Annotated in this window: 17 protein-coding genes; 8 read left to right on the top strand and 9 right to left on the bottom strand. The window is 62.3% G+C overall.

Features of this window, described 5'->3' with window-relative positions; translation table 11 throughout:
• Positions 1 to 78: 78 nt before the first annotated feature.
• The 7 genes from B5D62_RS23850 (at position 79) to B5D62_RS23825 (ending at position 8,800) form a co-directional block, all read left to right on the top strand.
• Positions 79 to 534: a hypothetical protein gene (locus B5D62_RS23850; RefSeq protein WP_085936542.1), complete on the top strand. Its 456-nt coding sequence runs from the start codon at positions 79 to 81 to the stop codon at positions 532 to 534.
• 114 nt (positions 535 to 648) lie between these two features.
• Positions 649 to 948, top strand: a complete 300-nt coding sequence (locus tag B5D62_RS23845) for a copper-binding protein (protein WP_218191260.1) — start codon at positions 649 to 651, stop codon at positions 946 to 948.
• Positions 949 to 1,738: 790 nt separating this feature from the next.
• Entirely contained in the window at positions 1,739 to 3,001 is a 1,263-nt protein-coding gene (locus B5D62_RS23840; protein WP_170921098.1) for an efflux RND transporter periplasmic adaptor subunit, read from the top strand.
• A complete protein-coding gene (locus B5D62_RS23835; RefSeq protein ID WP_085936539.1) occupies positions 2,998 to 6,141 on the top strand; it encodes an efflux RND transporter permease subunit in 3,144 nt (1,047 codons plus the stop codon). Before B5D62_RS23840 ends, B5D62_RS23835 begins: the two co-directional genes overlap by 4 nt.
• Complete coding sequence (locus B5D62_RS33495; protein ID WP_170921097.1) at positions 6,138 to 6,314, top strand: hypothetical protein; 177 nt, start codon at positions 6,138 to 6,140, stop codon at positions 6,312 to 6,314. The genes B5D62_RS23835 and B5D62_RS33495 overlap by 4 nt, the downstream gene beginning before the upstream one ends.
• The gene (locus B5D62_RS23830; protein ID WP_085936538.1) at positions 6,311 to 7,753 is read left to right on the top strand and encodes a TolC family protein; all 1,443 of its coding nucleotides are present in this window, start codon (positions 6,311 to 6,313) and stop codon (positions 7,751 to 7,753) included. The genes B5D62_RS33495 and B5D62_RS23830 overlap by 4 nt, the downstream gene beginning before the upstream one ends.
• A 678-nt stretch (positions 7,754 to 8,431) precedes the next feature.
• Complete coding sequence (locus B5D62_RS23825; RefSeq protein ID WP_139374054.1) at positions 8,432 to 8,800, top strand: hypothetical protein; 369 nt, start codon at positions 8,432 to 8,434, stop codon at positions 8,798 to 8,800.
• Between the two features lie 331 nt (positions 8,801 to 9,131).
• On the opposite strand, the gene B5D62_RS33060 is transcribed toward B5D62_RS23825, so the two are convergent.
• The 9 genes from B5D62_RS33060 to B5D62_RS23790 all read right to left on the bottom strand — a co-directional run bounded on the left by B5D62_RS33060 (position 9,132) and on the right by B5D62_RS23790 (position 17,081).
• Positions 9,132 to 9,365 (bottom strand): hypothetical protein, encoded by a 234-nt coding sequence (locus B5D62_RS33060; RefSeq protein WP_139374053.1) that lies wholly within the window; start codon positions 9,363 to 9,365, stop codon positions 9,132 to 9,134.
• Between the two features lie 333 nt (positions 9,366 to 9,698).
• Positions 9,699 to 10,223: a c-type cytochrome gene (locus B5D62_RS23820; protein WP_085936536.1), complete on the bottom strand. Its 525-nt coding sequence runs from the start codon at positions 10,221 to 10,223 to the stop codon at positions 9,699 to 9,701.
• A complete protein-coding gene (locus tag B5D62_RS23815) occupies positions 10,220 to 11,548 on the bottom strand; it encodes an adenylate/guanylate cyclase domain-containing protein (protein WP_170921096.1) in 1,329 nt (442 codons plus the stop codon). The genes B5D62_RS23820 and B5D62_RS23815 overlap by 4 nt, the downstream gene beginning before the upstream one ends.
• Before the next feature lie 346 nt (positions 11,549 to 11,894).
• Positions 11,895 to 12,185, bottom strand: coding sequence for a copper-binding protein (locus B5D62_RS23810; protein WP_085936534.1), 291 nt, complete (start codon positions 12,183 to 12,185; stop codon positions 11,895 to 11,897).
• 25 nt (positions 12,186 to 12,210) lie between these two features.
• Positions 12,211 to 12,705, bottom strand: a complete 495-nt coding sequence (locus tag B5D62_RS23805) for a cupredoxin domain-containing protein (RefSeq protein ID WP_085936533.1) — start codon at positions 12,703 to 12,705, stop codon at positions 12,211 to 12,213.
• Positions 12,706 to 12,721: 16 nt separating this feature from the next.
• Positions 12,722 to 14,113 (bottom strand): multicopper oxidase family protein, encoded by a 1,392-nt coding sequence (locus tag B5D62_RS23800; protein ID WP_085936532.1) that lies wholly within the window; start codon positions 14,111 to 14,113, stop codon positions 12,722 to 12,724.
• 17 nt (positions 14,114 to 14,130) lie between these two features.
• Positions 14,131 to 15,591, bottom strand: a complete 1,461-nt coding sequence (locus B5D62_RS23795) for a TolC family protein (protein WP_085936531.1) — start codon at positions 15,589 to 15,591, stop codon at positions 14,131 to 14,133.
• Positions 15,588 to 15,815: a hypothetical protein gene (locus B5D62_RS33055; protein WP_139374052.1), complete on the bottom strand. Its 228-nt coding sequence runs from the start codon at positions 15,813 to 15,815 to the stop codon at positions 15,588 to 15,590. The genes B5D62_RS23795 and B5D62_RS33055 overlap by 4 nt, the downstream gene beginning before the upstream one ends.
• A gap of 990 nt (positions 15,816 to 16,805) precedes the next feature.
• Positions 16,806 to 17,081: a metal-sensitive transcriptional regulator gene (locus B5D62_RS23790; protein WP_085936530.1), complete on the bottom strand. Its 276-nt coding sequence runs from the start codon at positions 17,079 to 17,081 to the stop codon at positions 16,806 to 16,808.
• 39 nt (positions 17,082 to 17,120) lie between these two features.
• Between B5D62_RS23790 and B5D62_RS23785 the strand changes: the two genes are divergently transcribed.
• Positions 17,121 to 19,469 (top strand): heavy metal translocating P-type ATPase, encoded by a 2,349-nt coding sequence (locus B5D62_RS23785; protein ID WP_085936529.1) that lies wholly within the window; start codon positions 17,121 to 17,123, stop codon positions 19,467 to 19,469.
• Positions 19,470 to 19,473: the final 4 nt, after the last annotated feature.

The following is a 19,473-nucleotide window of genomic DNA, read 5'->3' as shown; positions in this document are numbered from 1 at the left end:
CCGTTGCCCCCTCCGCGTCGAACTTACGGGAAGAGGCCACTCCCTTAGGAAGGGAACCCTCAAGACAAGGAGATCGACATGGAATGTCCACTTCACAGAACGCTCGTCGGCGCAGGCGCCGTTCTGGCCGCGAGCGCAGCGAGCTTCGCCGCCGCGGTGGCGATCACGATGTCGGGCCCCGCCTTCGCCGCACCCTCAGACTATCGCTTCGAGGTGGTGCAGGCGGTACCTGCCGGTCCCGGCAAGTCGGAGGTAACCGTCCGCCTCGTGCGCACGGTCAACGGCACACCGGTTGCGAACGCGGAGATCTCCGCGGCCACGGCGATCAATTCTGTCGCCGAGCCAACAGGTTCCCGCCGATTCCGGGTCGAGACGGCAACGGCCGGTCCCCAAACATTGCAGGTCTCCGCCAAGGTGCCAGGTGCAACTCGCGTCGAGCGCTCTTTCAACTTCTCCGTGAAGTTCATGCAGGAGAGGGCCATCCGCGGCGCGAGCGAGATGGTCATCGGCGCGGTCACTTTTGAAGCCCAATGAAGTCTTGGCGGGCCCCGCGATGACGAACTCGGCCCACGGCGCCTGCCCAAGCCGGGCACTCGTCGGATCCAGAAACACTAATGGAGAGCGAAAATGTTCCGCCGAAGAGCTATAGTGCTGGTCGTCGCAGCGACGACCAGCGCAATTGCCGCGCCCACGCTGGCGTGGGACGCCAGCCTGTCCGGCGAACGGGTTCTGCCGGCCGGCCGCGTCGTTAAGGTCGATCGCGATGCCGGCAAAATCGCCATCGAGCACAAGCCGATTCCCCACCTCTTCATGGAAGCCATGACCATGATCTTTCAGGTCAAGGAGCCGGCGATGCTCGCGGGACTGACCCCGGGAGACAAGATTCGGTTCAAGGTGGAACGCGACAACGATGGGTTCGTCATCAGCAGAATAGAGAACGCCAATTGAGAAGACCGTGTCTATCCCGCGCGCTTCGGTCCGTCGGCGATCGGCAACTGCCGAAATGTGGCGCCGTTACGTCACTGCGCGCTGGCCAATCCGATAGGAGCAAATCCGATGAGCGAAGACATGTCCTGCGGTACCATGATGTGGGGCGGATGGGTGATTGGAATACTAGCCCTCGTCGTTCTTCTGTTGGGCGCTGCGGCTCTCGTCAAATACCTACGATCGAAGTGAGAAGTCGCGTTATTCGAACCGAAGGCTGGATGGTCTTGACCGAGCGCCACGTCATCGATGCAGCGTCTCTGCATAGCGCTACCGTGACAACTGCGCTGTTGGCAGGTTCGACCGATTAGCACACTATGATAGCCATGCGTCGTCTGCGCCTCCTTGCTGGCCTGCTAGGCTGCTTTGCCGTTCTCGCGGCAAGTCTGCCCGCGGCCGCTTTTTGGTCGGCACCTTCGCTCAATAGCGTACCGGCGCAGACGGCAGCATCCGAGCCCTGTGATAACTGCCCCGATTGCCAAGGGGCGCCGTGCCAGCCAGCGATGGCCGGTTGCGTCCAGACCTGCGTGGCCTCGGCGCCCGCACTCGGCGTGGCGGATTTTTCCTTGGGCGAGGTATCAACTACTGAAGCGGTAAGTTCCTCGCCGCTGGCCGCCCTGCACGGCCGATCTCCGCCACCCGATCCCTTCCCACCGCGATCCTAACTTCCCGGCGTTTATTGTAGCGAAGCGAATGCCCAATGGCATTGCGCTGCTCGCGCGTATGCACGCGAAGTTGTTGGAAGGAAAGTCGCATGTCGAGCACACCACATTCGAAGCGGGCGCACGCCGTGGCGATTGCACTAATCGCGCTGTTGCTGGGCGGGGCCGCAGGCGCCGCGGCCGTATTGTGGATGTGGAAAGGCGGCGGCTCAACCAGCCCGATGTCATCCGCTGAGGCTGCAGGGCCTACACCCACAGGCCCGTGTAACGGCAAGCCGGCCAAGCTCTATCGCAATCCCATGGGTGCACCCGACACCTCTCCGGTGCCCAAAAAGGATTCGATGAACATGGACTACATACCGGTTTGCGACGACGCAGAGGAACCGCAGGCCTCCGACATCGTCAAGGTGAGCCTCGATCGTGTGCAGCGGCTCGGCGTGCGCAGCGAATTGGTCGAGGAGCGGCAACTGGCGCGGACCATCCGCACTTTCGCCTCAGTGCAGTACGATGAGCGCCGCCAGGCCGTGGTCGCGCCGAAGTTCGGCGGTTGGATCGAGAAGCTATACGTCAACGCCACCGGCGACGTCGTGAAGGCCGGCCAGACGCTGTTTGACGTCTACAGCCCCGAGCTCAACGTGTTGCAGCAAGAATTCATGCTGTCGCGCGGCACGCAGAGCGGTGCCGAGGGCCGCCTGCGCAATCTCGACTATCCCGAGGCCGAGCTTGAGAAGCTGCGCCGTGGCGACCGCGCGTCACGCATCATCGGCGTACCGGCGCCAGAAGCCGGCACGGTCGTCGAGAAGATGGCGGTCAAGGGGATGCGCTACCAGCCTGGCGAGGTGCTGTTTCGCATCGTCGATACATCAACGATGTGGGTGCTGGCCGAGGTGTACGAACAGGATCTCGCCTACGTGAAGGTGGGCGACATGGCCAAGGTAATGGTCAACACCTGGCCCGACCGGTCGTTTCCCGGCCGCGTGATCTTCATCTATCCTAATGTTGGCAAGGAAAGCCGCACGGCGCGGCTGCGCATCGAGGTTGCTAACCTCGATGGTCTGCTGCGCGCCGATATGGCGGCCACTGTCGAGATCGAGGCGCCGTTAGGCCGCGCGCTCGCCGTACCTGATTCCGCGGTGATCGACAGCGGCCAGCGCCAGATCGTGCTGGTCGAGCGCGGCGAGGGCCGCTACCAGCCGGTGACTGTGAAACTTGGCGCGCGCGTGCCGGGCTATATTCAGGTGCTCGACGGGCTGAAGCCCGGCGAGCGTGTGGTCACCTCGGCGACCTTCCTGATCGATGCCGAAAGCAACCTCAGGGCGGCCCTTGGCGCCTTCACGGCGGGAGAGAGCAAGTGATCGCCGGCCTCATCCGTTGGTCTGCCCGGAGCCTGCTGCTGGTTTTCATCGCGACCCTCGGTCTGATCGGCGGTGGTCTCTACGCCGTCCGCCACGTTTCGCTCGACGCCATCCCTGACCTCTCCGACACCCAGGTCATCGTCTATACCGAGATGCCGGGTCAGGCGCCGCAGGTGGTCGAGGACCAAGTCACCTATCCACTCACGACGGCCATGCTTGCGGTGCCGCGCAGTCGCGCCGTGCGCGGCTTCTCTTTCTTCGGCGTGTCGTTCGTCTACATCATCTTCGAGGATGGCACCGACATCTACTGGGCGCGCAGCCGCGTGCTGGAATACCTCAACTCGGGCGCCCAGAAACTGCCGGCCGACGTCAAGCCGACCCTAGGACCGGACGCCACCGGAGTCGGCTGGGTCTACCAGTACGTTGTGGTCGGCGCGAACCGCTCCCTGGCCGAGTTGCGCTCGCTGCAGGACTGGTTCATCCGCTTCGGCGCGGCCAAGGCCGAAGGCGTGGCCGAAGTGGCGAGCGTCGGCGGCTTCGTGCGGCAATATAACGTCGTCGTCGATCCCGTGAAGCTGCGCTCGTTCGGCGTGCCGCTCGCCCGAGTCATCGAGACTATCCGGGCCTCCAACCGGGAAGTCGGCGGCCGGGTCGTCGAGATGGCCGAGACCGAGTTCATGGTGCGCGGGCGAGGCTACATCAAGAACGTGGCGGACCTCGAGCAGATTGTGCTGCGCGCCGACGGGACGGTGCCGGTACTGCTGCGCGACGTGGCGCGGGTCGAGTTTGGCCCCGACGAGCGGCGCGGCCTCACCGAGCTCGATGGCGAGGGCGAAGTGGTGAGCGGCATCGTGCTGCAGCGCTTCGGGCAGAACGCGCTCGATGTCATCTCCAACGTCAAATCCAAACTCAAGGAGATTGCCGCCGGCCTGCCGGAGGGTGTTCGCATCGAGCCAGTCTACGATCGCTCGGACCTGATCTATCGGGCCATCGATACCCTCGTCTACACGCTGATCGAGGAAAGCATCGTGGTAGCGGTGGTCTGTTTCGTATTCCTGCTTCATCTACGCTCGGCGTTGGTAGCGATCATCACCTTGCCGGTTGGCATTCTGATGGCGTTCCTCGCCATGCATGCGCTGGGCATCGGCTCGAACATCATGAGCCTCGGCGGCATCGCCATCGCCATCGGCGCCATGATCGACGCCGCGATCGTCATGATCGAGAATGCCCACAAGCACCTTGAGCGATTGAAGCCGGGGGAGTCGCGCACTGAGGCGATCATAGCGGCGGCGGTCGAGGTTGGCCCGGCGCTGTTCTTCAGCCTGCTGGTCATCACCGTCTCGTTCCTGCCGATCTTCACCCTGGAGGCCCAGGAGGGCCGGCTCTTCAAGCCGCTGGCCTGGACCAAGAGCCTCGCAATGGCCGCGTCGGCGCTGTTGTCGGTGACCCTGGTGCCGGCGCTGATGGTCCTGTTCGTGCGCGGCCGCATTTTGCCCGAGCGACGCAACCCGGTGAACCGAGCATTGATCTGGCTCTATCGTCCGGCGATCCGGCTGGTATTGTGGGCGCGCGTGCCGACTATCCTGTTGGCGGTGGCGGTCTTGGGCGCGACGGCATGGCCTGCGATGCGGGTCGGCAGCGAGTTCATGCCAAGCCTCGACGAGGGTACGCTGTTCTATATGCCGACCACGTTGCCTGGGCTCTCGGTCACCAAGTCGGCCGAGCTGCTGCAGACCCAGGACAAGATCATCAAGTCGTTCCCAGAGGTGGCCTCGGTCTACGGCAAAGCCGGCCGCGCCACCACCGCCACCGATCCCGCGCCGCTCGAGATGTTCGAGACGGTGATCAGCCTCAAGCCCAAGGACCAGTGGCGGCCTGGCATGAACATCGACAAGGTAATTGCTGAACTCGACCGGGCCCTGCAATTCCCCGGCGTCAGTAACGCCTGGACGATGCCCATCAAGGCCCGTACCGACATGCTGGCGACGGGCATCCGCACGCCCGTCGGCATCAAGCTCTTAGGCCGCGATCTCGGCGAGCTGGAAAATCTCGCGCGCCAGGTCGAAGCTGCAGTGCGCGATGTGCCCGGCACGACATCAGCGTTCGCTGAGCGTGTCACCGGCGGCTCCTTCCTCGACATCGTGCCCGACCGGACCCGGCTGGCACAATACGGTGTGCTGATCGAGGATCTCCAGTTGGCCGTGTCGAGCGCGCTCGGTGGTGAGGCAGTCGCCACGACGGTCGAGGGCCGGGAACGCTATACGATCAACGTTCGCTATCCGCGTGACCTGCGCTCCGATCCGCGGGCCATCGCCTCCGACGTCCTGGTCTCGACCATGAGCGGCGGCATGATCCCGCTCGGCCAGCTCGCCGAGGTGAAGCCCAATCGGGGCCCGACAACGATCCGCACCGAGAACGCCCAGCTTGCGGTCTACATCTTCATCGATTACCGCGACCGCGACCTCGGCAGCTACGTCGCCGACGCCCAGCGCGCCGTACAGGAAAAGGTCAAGTTTCCGCCCGGCTTCTACGCCGTGTGGAGCGGCCAGTTCGAGTTTCTGCAGCGGGCGGAGGCGCGCCTGCAGATCGTGGTGCCGGCGACGCTGCTCCTGATCTTCGTGCTCCTCTACCTCAATTTCCAGCGCATGACCGAGACTCTGATCGTGATGCTGTCGCTGCCCTTCTCGCTGGTCGGCGGCTTCTGGCTCGTTTGGTGGATGGGCTTCAACATGAGCGTCGCCGTCGCGGTGGGCTTCATCGCCCTTGCCGGCGTCGCCGCAGAGACCGGCGTCGTGATGCTGATCTACCTCGACCACGCCTTGGCCGAGCGCCGACGACGAGCGGAAGCCGAAGGGCGCCCGCTCGATCGCTCCGACCTCACGGCCGCGATCGTCGAAGGCGCCGTCGAGCGGGTGCGGCCAAAGATGATGACGGTGACGGCCATCATGGCCGGCCTGCTGCCGATCCTGTGGAGCACCGGAACGGGCTCGGAAGTGATGCAGCGCATCGCCGTACCGATGATCGGCGGCATGGTGAGCTCGACCCTGCTCACCTTGCTGGTCATTCCCGCGCTCTATGGTTTGGTGAAAGGCTGGCGTCTGCAACCTGCACCTGGAACGCTAAGGGAGGCGCACCCATGAAGCTCTTCGTGCTCACCGCATTACTGATGATGCTCCAGGCCTGTGCAACGTCGCCGCCACCGACGCTGGCGCCGTTGCCCGAGCCCGATGACCCAGCTGCAACTTCTGCCGACGCGCCCTATCGCCCTGTGATGGCTGGGACGGTCTATCACGGACTGGGAGTGGCGCCATGACAAAGGCTGCCATCATCGTGCTTTCTCTTATCGGCCTTCTGGCCGGTTGCGCCTCCTTCTCGCCAGATGGCGGCATGGGTGAGGTGGCACTGGGCGTTGGCCGGGAGATCAGTCCCGGCGTCGGCAAGAACGTCGTCAAGATCACCAACATCGAGCAGGCGCAGCGGGCGAAGGAACAAGTCGCGGCCCTGCTGGCTGCACCCCTCTCGGCCGATGCCGCAGTTGAGGTGGCGCTGCTCAACAACCGCGACCTGCAGGCGGCGTACAACGACCTGGGAATCTCCGAGGCAGCCTATGTCCAGGCCAGCCTGCCGCCCAACCCAGGGATCTCACTGATGAACATCGGAGGCACGGGGGTCGCAAATTTCGAGCTGAGGTTGATTGGAGACATCCTCAGCTTGATCACCCTGCCTCGTCGCACGGAGATTGCCGCTGATCAGTTTGCCCGTGCTCGGCAACAAGCTGTGGCGACCACGCTGACCCTCGCGACGGACACGCGCCGGGCCTATATCCGGGCGGTTGCGGCCCAGCAGCAGGTCGGCTTCCTGGACCAGGCGCGCAGCACGGTCGACGCGGCCGTGAGGCTAAATATGCAGCTAGGTCAAGCCGGCGGCGGCGACCAGCTCGATCAGGTCGAACTGGCCGCCTTCTATGCCGAATTGAGCGCGCGCATGGCCCAGGCCCGGCTCACGGCGCGCCGCGAGCGTGAGACGCTGATCCGCCTCATGGGGCTGTGGGGAGGCGACACTTCCTTCAACCTCCCCGCCGAGCTGCCGCCCCTTCCTGGCGAACCCGAATCAATGGCTGCGGTGGAGGTCGAAGCCATCAACCGCAGAGTCGACCTGACCATGGGGCGCTACGATGTCGCCGCGCTGGCTAAATCCCTGTCACTCACGGAAGCGACCCGGTACGTCTCGATGCTGCAACTGGCCGGTATCTATAATAACGAATCGCCCAACATGCTGACCAACAGCAATACCGCAATCAACCGCGGCGGCGCCCAGCTCGACTTCCAGATACCGATCTTCGATACCGGCGAAGCCCGCACGCGGACAGCGCGGGAGACCTACATGCGGGCGCTGAACCGGCTGGCTGCGAAAGCTGTCAATGCACGGTCCGAGGCGCGCATCGCCTACGAGACCTATCGCGGCACCTACGACATCGCCCGTTTCTGGCGTGACCAAGTCTTGCCGCTACGCCAGACGGTCTCCCGTGAGGTGTCACTCCGGTACACCAATGGCGTACTGGCCAGTGAGGGGCTGCGCGTCGATCTGTTCCGGTTCTTCGTCGACGCTCGCGTGCGCATTGGCGCCACCGCCTCCGCACTGGACGCCAGACGTGACTTCTATCTCGCCGCGGCCGACCTGCAGGCCGCTCTGTCCATTGGCGGCGGTGGTTCGGCGGGAAGCGAGCCAGCAGCATCAACTCCGATGCGATAAAGCCATGACGACCACCGCCCTACGCAACGCGCAAACGCTGCGCCATTACGCAGCGATCGAACTAACGGCGTTGCGCAGGACGATATGGCTAAGGGTGCCGATGGCTCCCGTCGGCCCTATGTGGTGCCGAGCAGTTCCGATGTGACGGCTGGGCGACAGAGTTTGAATGTACATACGACATAAGCTAGGCGCACGCTTGCTATGGCCACGATGATCATGCCCCAACGCCGCAGAGCGCATCCGCACGCTACTGAGCGATCAACAGGTAAGGCCAACGTCGCCACTCGCCTCAAACCGACGACGACTGCAATGATTTCTCGCTGCGCCAAATTGAGGACCGCAAGAGCTTCTCATGATGTCTGAAGCCGAACGTCGTTGCGACAAGCGTCAACATGCGACGACGTCAGATCCGCAGACACAAGTCTAATAATGCTGGCCCATCCTCTGGCAGAAGACGAGTCCAATATTGGACACCAACGGGTCATATTCGTGGTGGTTGCCGATGCAATCGCAACACACCTTCGGTGACACCCTTGGCATAAATCGTGCTGCCACAATCGCACTTGCCTTCTCTCTATTCACGCGTGGAGATTGATGTGGCTCAAACGCCAGGGCCATCTCCTGAAATATGAAGGAGGCATTGATGTGAGTGGCAAACTCGTAAAGGAGATGAGGGACATGAAGCTCGGAGGAATTTTCTCGTTGGGTCTTGCGATGGTCACCGCTGCATGCGGTCCTATGTCCACTGGGCAGGTCAAGGACCTCAACGTGAAGGACTGGGTCGGCCATAGCTCGGCTCATCTCATCCAGTCGTGGGGCAAGCCGCATCACGACGATCCGACCTCTGACGGCGGTCGCGCCATCGGGTATGTGATTACCAATCAGGCGGTGACGGGGCCGAAGTCGCAGGTCATTTTTCGAGCACAACGCTGCATGATCAACTTCACCGTCGATGCCAACGGCATCATTGATGATGCCACGGCGACCGGTTCCAAGTGCACGATCGGCCCGCACGGCGACATGCATCCGCCTGCCAGCAAGACCTGATTGCTCAAGCGACATTGCTGTCCCCGCCACAGGCACCAACGCAAGGAGCGTCAGCATTGACGGTCCCCCTTCGTTGTCTTGCGGGCTTCTGTCCGGCCTGGAACACCCTGATCCATCGCGGTCGAATCCGTGTTGCGGCGCTCATGTACCCGTGGTTCCTATACCATCCGACACCTCGGATATCGTTCCAGGTATCCGTCTGGTGACAAAGATGGCATTTTTCGACGTGGGCATGAGGTTGGCCGGCTAGCCGGACAGCAATGTCGAAATCGCCCGGTTCGCGCGGGCAGACTCGCGCGATCGGACCAGGAGATTCGCTAAGGCGCGGCGCTCACAACACATTGCCCGACTGCTGGCAGTGTTCCAAGCTGGTCGCGGGATCATCATCGTCGGTTTCCTCACGGATCGTCCCGGCGCGCCATGATACAATGCCGGCACAGGAGATAATCGTTTTGATCTCGGCGGCGTTATCGCCAAGCGATTTTCGCTGCGCTGCAATTCCGGTGATCGCCGAACGATAACCACGTCTTTTCGGCCGGCGGATGCATTTCGCCGCGAGGACCAATCCGGCACTTAATTCCTGTCGCCGTAGTGTCGTCGACAATGCGACTGCTGCCGACGACGCAATTGATCATGCAATTTAGGTGATTCGCGCTGCGTCCGATCCAGCCATTGAGGTTGAGATCCTGAGGACGTTGGGCTGGCCGCCGCAAGCGCGAGAGCCAAGGATCACTGCCAGTAACCAACATATTTTGATGCTGCCTTTCCCAACGTCAGGCCCACACTACGCATCTGAACTGACCGTTCGCTGATGGTATCGACGCAGGGACGCAGCGCCAGGAGATCCAGCTGATGGGGACGGTCCGGAGGCGACTGCAATAGGAAAATCTTTCCTACTCTATCGCACTTGAGCGTTGGTTCTCGGTTGGCGCCGCAAAATACTGTCAGTCCACGTACTCTTAATGAAAGATATCGTGGCAGCGATGTCCTGATCGCTCAACCGGGAGTTAAAAGCCGGCATATCGGTCGCATAGCCACTCGGGTAGGCTGCGGGTCCTCGCTTGATGATATCAAACAGCACCTCATCCGTATGATGCCAAGTATGACCTGCGGCGTCATGGGGTGGCGCCGGCAGCTTTCCGCTTGGCAAACGTACCCTCCAGTTAGGTTGGCCCTCCAGATTTACTCCATGACAGCTAGCGCACTCGCTTGCATAGATGCTGCGCCCTCTGTCGACGACCAGTTGGTCAGTATGACGTATGGGAGGGAGCGTCTTAGTGGAAAGGAACACGTAGAGCCCGAGGGCCGAAAACGCCACGATAGCGATCAAAGCAACAAGCCAAAGGCGCAATCCATGCTGAGTTATCTGCTTCCCGTCGATACGCTCATGCTTGATGAAGAGTCGGCGTTGCTTCCTATTCATGGGCTCTTCCAAACCCAAGCAGATGACCGCGGTAGATAGGCAACCTTCAGGACGCCCTCTCTGCCCTGGAGCTCAACTTGATCCCTCCAAACCCACGGAACAGCCTCGGCACTAGGCAGACGCCTCTCCAGGATGGCAGCAGAAACCACAAGCACAGCGTCAAGCTCCTTTGCCAGTCGCTCAAGGCGTTGCGCGACGTTCACCGCGTCGCCGACGACGGTGAACTCATAGTGTTGACCGCTTTCGAGCACACCCGCCGTCACTAGACCAATGTGAAGTCCGATGGCAGCATCAAGTGCAGGCTTAGCCTCTTCCCGCCTCTGTCGTTTCCACCGGATGAGCGATTGGCTCAGCTGTAGCGCACATCGGATCGCCCGCTCGCCATCATCGGGCTTCGCCCACGGGTGGCCAAATACAGCCATCACACCATCGCCGATAAACTTGTCCACGGTGCCACCCCAGTCGAAGACGGCCTGGGCGACATGTGTTCGATAGTCAACAAGCAGTTCAGACAACGCTGTCGGCTTGGCTGTCTCGGCAAAATGAGTAAACGACCGCAAGTCGACGAACATCACAGCAGCCGTTCGCCGCTCGAGATCAACTGAACCACTCTGCAGCTCAGCTACGATACCGGGCGAAAAGAAACGTGAAAGGCTCAAACGGCGGCGCTCGAGCTTGAGCGCACTCGTCAGCCAGGCGCCATGCTCTTGAATTATCAAGAAAGTGACAAATGCAGCAAAGGCAAAGGCGGTTGCGAGCGCGGCGTCGGTCGCGAGCACCGCGGACGCCGGGCTGTTCCACCGGTTCTCGATCACGCCTTTGACGATCAGCAGGGAAATCCAGCCCGCCAACACCAAGCCGGCGTAGAGCAGTATGAGCGACGCACGCAGGCGAAGGGCCACGTGATTCAGCAACACGAAGGCAATGGCGAAGGTTGTTGTCGTTAGCGCATGGTCCGGATTCAGCGCAGTCGCCGATCCAAAGAGATGCTCGTGGAACAGCGCCACGATCGCCAGCGCGTCGACAACGACGAAGGCCGCGCCCGTCCACGCAAGTCCCCGTCGGCTAAGTGACAGCGCAAGGGCGACGGCGCTTGCCAACGCATATCCGCCCAAGACGTTTGCGTGCACGAGGATGTTGCCACTGTGCTCACCCAACATGAGATTGAGCGTCAATATGACGAGCACGGCCAGTCGCAGCCACGCCGACCGGCGCTCATGGCGCCTTTCTCGGTCGCTGACGCTCAGGTCCGGTTCTTCATCGTGCGACCCAAGCCCCGAGGCGGTCCGTATCCATCCACGCACCCGCCCCAGGAATTCGTTCACGGCTCGACCAACAGAGACGCCTCGTCGAAGGCCCTGTCGGATGGTGTCGGAGTTACTGCTTCTCTCCGTCCCTTTCCTCATCGTCCCGGGTTCCCAGTTGCTCTCTACAGTCGGTTCCTTGGCACAAGATTCGGAGCACATCGGTTTGGCGCCTGCAGGTTACTTCATAGAGGACGATTCCTGGCGCAAGCTCCGTCGGCGCGATTTTCGACGGCACACACTGCAATCGCTGCAAGACCGTCTGAAGGGGCTGATCATCTGCCTGCGCAGGCAGAGGCGACATCAGGGCGACGACGAGCACACTGGATGCTCGTCCCAGGGTCACGAATCTCACTGAGCCACCGAATTAATGCCCCTTACCGACCTTGACGACGGTGATGGCGCCGTTGACGCGGTCGGCCTCGAACTCGATCTGCTGGCCAACCTTCAGCTTGTCGAGCATTGCGGGATCGGCGACCCGGAACACCATGGTCATCGCATCCATGTCTAGGTTCTTGATAGGCCCGTGCTTAAGCGTGACTTTTCCCGCGGGCTTGTCGACCTTGACGACTTCGGCCTTGACCATGTTGCCGTCTGCCCATGCCGGGCTCGTGAGTAAAATCGCGGCCAGCGCAATTTTGGCTATCATTCTGAACATGCCATGCTCCTTTGGTAAGCTGATCTCACTCGACAACGATTGTCCCGAACATGCCGGCTTGGCGATGGCCGGGGATCAGGCACGAGAAGTCAAAAGTGCCGACTTTGGTGAATTGCCACAGAATTTCGCCGGTCGCTTTGGGCTTCAGCCGCTTCGCATTCGGATCGTCGTGCTCCATGTCCGGATTCTTCTCCATGTCCTTCATGTGCTTTAAGTTCTCCTCGACGGTGCCGACGACGAACTCGTGGTCGACAGCGCCGTTGTTGCGGAGCTGAAAGCGGATCTGCTCTCCCTTCTTGAACTTGAGTCGGTCGGGCAAGAACAACATCCTGCCGTCGTCCTCGCGGAAGACGACTTGGACCACGCGCGCGGGCTTCTTAGGATCTCCGGGTTTCCCGTACGCTGTATCGTCAGCGTGCGAGTGCCCTTCTCCTGGTGCATGTCCGGGGCTGGCTACGGCGGGCACAGCCATTAGTACCGTAGCGATTGACGCAACGATCAACTGTCGAGTTTTCATCATGACCTCCTGGGCTTAACTATTTGTGGGAGTTGTGCGGAGACGGCTTGACTACGCGCGCCGGCGTGCTGCCCGGCTTCGCAGACGGCGTGGGCGTCGCGGCGCGGATTGCTTCAGGCTTCGGCCCCTTCCACTCCCAAGCCACAGTGCCTGGCGGGTTCTGGTACCAACCAGGATCTTTGTAATCTCCGGAGGCGAGCCCCTCGCGTACTTTAACGACGGAGAGCATGCCGCCCATCTCAATCGGCCCGAATTGCCCGAAGCCGGTCATCATCGGCAGCGTGTTCTCTGGGAGCGGCATCTCCATCTCGCCCATGTCCGCCATGCCGGCACTGCCCATCGGCATGTAGTCCGAGACCAGTCGCTTCATCTTGCGGGTGAAATCCCGCTTGTTGACGCCAATGAACGTGCGCAGGTCGTGACCCATGGCATTCATGGTGTGATGCGACTTGTGGCAGTGGATTGCCCAATCTCCGGGGTAGATCGCATCGAACTCGTAGGCGCGCATAGCGCCAACAGGGATATCGATCGTCACTTCCGGCCAACGCGCTTCTGGTCGTACCCATCCTCCGTCGGTGCAGGTAACCTCAAAGTCATAGCCGTGCATGTGAATCGGATGATTGGTCATGGTGAGGTTGCCCACACGGACCCGAACGCGATCGTCCTTCGCAATGACTAACGGGTCGATGCCGGGGAAGACGCGGCTGTTCCACGTCCACATGTTGAAGTTCAACATCTCGGCGACCTTCGGGACGTAGGAGCCGGGCTCGATGTCGTACGAGCTCAGCAAGAACACGAAGTCCCGGTCGACGCGATGCAATGTGGGATCGCGGGGATGGACGACGAAGAAGCCCATCATTCCCATAGCCATCTGCACCATCTCGTCGGCATGCGGGTGATACATGAATGTGCCGCTTTTCTTGAGCTGATACTCGTACACGTAGGTCTGACCGGGCTTGATGTGCGGCTGATTGAGGCCGCCAACACCATCCATGCCGGAGGGAAGTAGCTGACCGTGCCAATGGATGGTGGTGTGCTCGGGCAGGCGATTAGTTACAAAAATGCGAACCTTGTCGCCCTCCACCGCCTCGATGGTCGGGCCTGGACTCTGACCGTTGTAGCCCCATAGCCGGGCGATCATGCCGGGCGCCATCTCGCGCTCGACCGGTTCGGCGACGAGATGGAATTCCTTCCAATCGCCGTTCTGCCGCCAGGGCAACGTCCACCCGTTCAAGGTAACGACGGGTTGATAGTCTGGTCCGCTCGTCGGATAGAGCGGCGGCTGCATCGTGTTGCTCGTGGTGGTGGGCGCTTCGGGAATTGATTGCGCCTGGACACGGCCGCTGATGGCGGATGCGCCCAGCAGAGCCAAGCTGGAGGCGCCTACGAGATCGCGTCTGGAGAGACTCATGTTGTTCTCCTCTTCACTCAAATGCCCAAGGGAAAGGTTTGCGGCGGCGGCACGGTATTGATCACGCCTGACGGCGGCACCGTACCGCCAACGATCAATGCCGCTTCCAGGTCGGCGTCGGCCAGAAGGTAGTCACGCAACGCGTCCTGCGCGGCGAGGCTGGCCGAGATGCGCTCTCGTTCTTCGATAAGAAGTTCCAAGACGTCGATCAGCATGCCGTTGTAGCGCAGCAGGGCTTCAGCCGAGTTCTGGCGCCGCAGAGGCAGGATCTTGGTCTGGTAGTAGCGGGCGATGTCGTAGCTTCCGCGATAGGTCGCATAGGCCGCACGCGCTTCGGATCGGGCATTGATGGAGCGCTCGGCGAGGCGGTTGACGGCGCGCATATAAGTTTCTCGCGCCGCACCCAATCTGGCCTCGCCGGTATCGAAGATCGGGATCGAAATGGCGAGACTCAGGCCTGCACGGTTCACGTTCGTAACATTGCCCGGGTCAGCCTGCTCGCCTGACTCCCTTTCATTGTCGTAGACGCCGCCCAGTTCCAAGAACGACACGTAGCGAGTGGCGTTGACGAAACCCACGGACTTGGCCAGCGTTTCTATCTCGTAACGCAGGATCAGCAGGTCGGTCCGCCGTCGCATGGCCTCGACCTCGACATCAGTCAGCATTCGGGCGGAGACGGGCAACTTCGGTAGGGTTGCTGGCAACTTGTATTCGATGTCGGAGCCCCACAGACCGAGCAGCCGGGTGAGGGATTCGCGCTCACGCTGGGCGGTTAAGCGCGCGAGCCCCACCTGCGCACTTATGTCGGCATAGAAAGCTGCGACGCGCCCCTGGTCGAGTTTGTTGACCGCCCCGGTCTCACCCAACTGCTTCATAAGGCTGGCCGATGCATCGGCACTCAGCCGGACGTCCTCCAGCAGGGCGAGGCGTTGTCGAGCGGCCACGGCTCGAACCCAGGCGCGACGCACGTCCACGGCGAAGGTCAAGGTGGTAGCGATGGCTCGATACCGCTCCTCTTCGAACTCGCGCTTCGCGATCTCCGCTTTCCTGGGCAAGGTCGCAAGCGAAAGCAGGTTGCCGACGAGCTGGAGTCCCAAGCCGACAAAGCTGCCCGTTCCGGACGCGGCGGTGCCGAATGCGCGCGAGACAACGAGCGACGGATTGGCTGGCAGTGTAGCCTGCACGTAGTCGGCCTCGGAGATGCCGAGGTCGTTGTAAGAGGCTTGCAAACCGCGATTGCTCAGCAAGGCGATTTGAACGGCAGTGTCCTCGCTGAGCGGCTCTGTCAGCATCGCCTGCACGCGCCCGTGGGCGGCCCGAAGAGCCTCTGGTGAGGCATGCTTGGCGACCTCTTTGCCGATCTCGCGACGTACCCCTTCGGTCACCGGCGCCATGCCGCCGTCGCCGGTGAACTTTGCGCAGCCCGCGGCAAGAAGGCTGGCGAGGACTGCAGCAGCGAGATTCGCGGGTGCTTTCATGGCGCCCGTCCCGGCCGAGGGGCCACGCTGTCGTTCAGTTCACGCCACGGTCTGGGTGATGCCACCGGCGCATAGTCGACGGTTCCGCCCATGACCGGCTGGTAGGTCATCGGCACATCGGGCGCGAAGGGACTGTGCGGATCGGAGTCAGACGGCTCCGGCAGAGACGGCAGACTGCAGGCTGCAAGCCCGAGAGCGAGCGCAAGAAACATGGAGAAATTCATCTACGACATCCAACGGAGGATCGATGCAACGATGCTGCTGGCCGCCGCTGTAAGGCGGCGCCATCACTCAGTTTGCGCAATTCTCGCGTTAGGACGTGCTACGTCACATGCGCACGTCGCCTTACGCGCTTCTCGCGCGAACCCGATCAGTCCTGCTGTTTGGGAGGTCGTTCTGCGCGATCGCTGGATCGCCCGACAAGCATGTCGGACAAGCTGCCAGCGTACTGGCTGGCCGAAGCCTGACTGCTGCCCACGCTCGACAGTGGCGTCGCGAGGGCAGCGTGGCAGGCCACATTGCAGCATCCGTCGCCAGCATGTCCGCGTGGCTGCCGATCCGAGCAAGGTTCATCCGAATGAGTGGCCTGCTCGAGCGGCGAAGCGATCGTTGCCGGCGTCGTGATGGGCTGGTCGTGCTCTACGTGCCGGCCGGTGGAAGTCTGCACATGGCTGCGTTCGGCAGACGTGGGAGATGTTCCACCATGAGCTAGGGCCGTACCGGATGCGATGACGAATCCCAGCACAGCGAGCAATACGACTCGCCCAATGTGGCTCAAGGGATCAATTCTTCGCATCGCAATCAAAATGGCTTCAGCGATCATCGTTGTCAATGCAGTGGCGCCCCGAGATTCGCCTTACACTGCATCGATATCAATGCCGGAGCGTTGAAAGAGTCGATGAATCAAGAGCTTGACGCCCATACACCCCACCCTGGCAGGGTATGTGATTTGCTCTGACTGGTAACGGCCAGGCGAACCCACGGGAGGATCGGAATGGCCCAGCACAAGAATAAGCGCCGGATCCATAGTAATCCGGAATGCCCGAGCGTAAGGACGCAAGGCCGACCGCTCTCGGGTGTGCGGCTAGAATGAGCAGAAGTCGGGGAGAGAGGCGGCAACTTACTCAGCCTCATTTCCGGTCAGTGACTTAGATCATTTCCGGTCAGTGACTTAGATCGACCCGCCAAAGAGGCCGATACCGGACCGCGGGCGGCTAACGCCCTCGATTGTCGAGCACCGCGATCAATTCGTCGATCTTGGTCTGACGGTCCCGCGCCGAGCCCGCGTGAAAAGCGTGTGCGACGCAATGGTGTAGGTGGTCGCTCAAGGTTTCCTGCTCGACCTTGTCTAGCGCCGCTCGCACCGCCTTGATCTGAGTGAGCACATCAATGCAATAGCGATTTTCTTCGATCATGCGGGCGACGCCACGAACTTGGCCCTCGATTCGGCTAAGTCGAGCGAGCTGGGATTTCTTGATCTTATCGTCCATGGCTTGAATAATACCCCCGCAGGGTATAGATAGCAAGTCATGAAGAACACTTGCTGCCACGCTGGTCATGACCACGCGACGCATTCCCACGGCTCTGCCACGACCGCGATCGACCCGGTGTGTGGGATGGCAGTGAAGATCGAGGGCGCGAAGCACAAAACGGTGCATCGCGCGCAGACTTACTACTTCTGCAGCGCCAAATGCCTGGCGAAGTTCATCGCCGAGCCTGAGCGTTACTTGAAGCCCTCCCCGGCCAAGCAGCCGGATACCCCTGCCGGGACGATCTACACGTGTCCCATGCATCCCCAAATCCGACAGGCCGGGCCGGGCAACTGTCCGATTTGCGGCATGGCTCTGGAGCCGGAGCTGATAACGGGCGAAGCCGCGCCCAATCCCGAACTCGCGGACATGACAAAGCGGTTCTGGATCGGGCTTGTTCTGTCTTTGCCTGTGCTGGCCCTGGAAATGGGAGGTCACCTGACTAACCTGCACATGCTTCTGGGCGCCAAAACCTCAAGCTGGATCCAGTTCGTGTTGGCCACGCCGGTGGTCCTTTGGGCCGGCTGGCCGTTCTTTGAGCGTGCGTGGCAGTCCCTCAAGACGCGCAATCTCAACATGTTCACCCTGATCGCCATGGGCATCGGCGTCGCCTGGGCCTATAGCGTGGTGGCAATTGCCATACCTGACCTCTTCCCGCCGGCCTTTCGAGGGGCTGAGGGAACGGTGGCGGTGTATTTCGAGGCCGCGGCGGTCATCACAGTCCTGGTGCTACTCGGCCAGGTGCTCGAATTGCGCGCCCGCGACCAGACGTCAGGCGCGATCCGCGCCCTGCTCGATCTGGCACCTAAGACCGCGCAGCGGCTGAAGACCGACGGCACCGACGAGGAGGTTTCCCTCGACGCCATCGGCGTCGGCGACCGACTGCGTGTACGGCCGGGCGAGAAGGTGCCGGTCGACGGCGAGGTGAGCGAAGGCCGTTCCTCGCTCGACGAATCGATGGTGACGGGCGAGTCCATGCCGGTCACAAAGGAGGTCGGCGCCAAGGTGATCGCCGGCACGCTGAACACGACCGGCAGCTTCGTGATGCGGGCCGAGAAGGTCGGCCGCGATACCATGCTGTCGCGCATCGTGCAGATGGTGGCCGAGGCGCAGCGCTCGCGCGCCCCGATCCAGCGTCTAGCCGACATGGTCTCGGGCTATTTCGTGCCCGTGGTCATCGCCATCGCGCTCGCGGCCTTCGCGGCCTGGGCCATCTGGGGCCCCGAGCCGCGCCTCGCCTTCGGCCTGGTGGCGGCGGTGACGGTGCTGATCATCGCCTGCCCCTGTGCGCTCGGTCTCGCGACGCCGATGTCGATTATGGTCGGCGTCGGGCGCGGCGCTCAGGCCGGCGTCCTGATTAAGAACGCCGAGGCGCTGGAGCGAATGGAGCGGGTCGACACCCTGGTGATCGACAAGACCGGCACGCTGACCGAGGGCAAGCCCAAGGTGGTAGCGATCGTTCCGGCGGCGGGGTTCGCCGAGGCCGATGTGCTGCGCCTCGCGGCCAGCGCAGAGAAGGCCAGCGAGCATCCATTGGCGCTGGCGATCGTCGCCGCGGCGGCCGAGCGCAAGCTCGCCCTGTCCGACGTCGCCGATTTCGATTCGCCCACCGGCAAGGGCGTGGTCGGCACGGTGGAGGGCCGCCGCCTGGCGCTCGGCAATGCGCGGTTTCTGGGCGAGCTCGGCATCGCCACGACCGCGCTCGAGGGCGAGGCCGAGCGGCAGCGCCAGGAGGGCGCCACTGCCATCTTCCTCGCGGTCGACGGAAGTCCGGCTGCGATATTCGCCATTGCCGATCCAGTGAAGGAGACGACACCCGCCGCCCTTGCGGCGCTGGCGCGAGAGAAGATCCGCGTCGTCATGCTGACCGGCGACAACCTTACCACCGCGCAGGCCGTTGCTCGACGGCTCGGCATTGCCGAGGTCGAAGCCGAGGTGCTGCCCGACCAGAAGAGCGCCGTGGTCGAGAAACTGCGCCGCGAGGGCCGCGTGGTGGCCATGGCGGGCGATGGCGTCAACGACGCGCCAGCGCTGGCCGCAGCCGAGGTCGGCATCGCCATGGGCACCGGCACCGACGTCGCGATCGAGAGCGCCGGCGTCACTCTGCTCAAGGGGGATCTCATGGGGATCGTCAAGGCGCGGCGCTTGTCCCAGGCGACCATGCGCAACATCCGGCAGAACCTGTTTTTCGCCTTTGTTTACAACGCCGCCGGCGTGCCGATCGCGGCCGGCGTGCTGTATCCGATCTTCGGCATCTTGCTGTCGCCTATCATCGCGGCAACAGCCATGGCGCTGAGCTCGGTGAGTGTCATCGGCAATGCGCTTCGGTTGCGCACCCTGCATCTGTAAGGGC

The sequence above is a fragment of the Enhydrobacter aerosaccus genome, from assembly GCF_900167455.1.
Lineage (GTDB): Bacteria > Pseudomonadota > Alphaproteobacteria > Reyranellales > Reyranellaceae > Reyranella > Reyranella aerosaccus.
The sequence above is the reverse complement of the archived record's forward strand: the minus strand, read 5'-3'. Positions and strand labels throughout refer to the sequence as shown.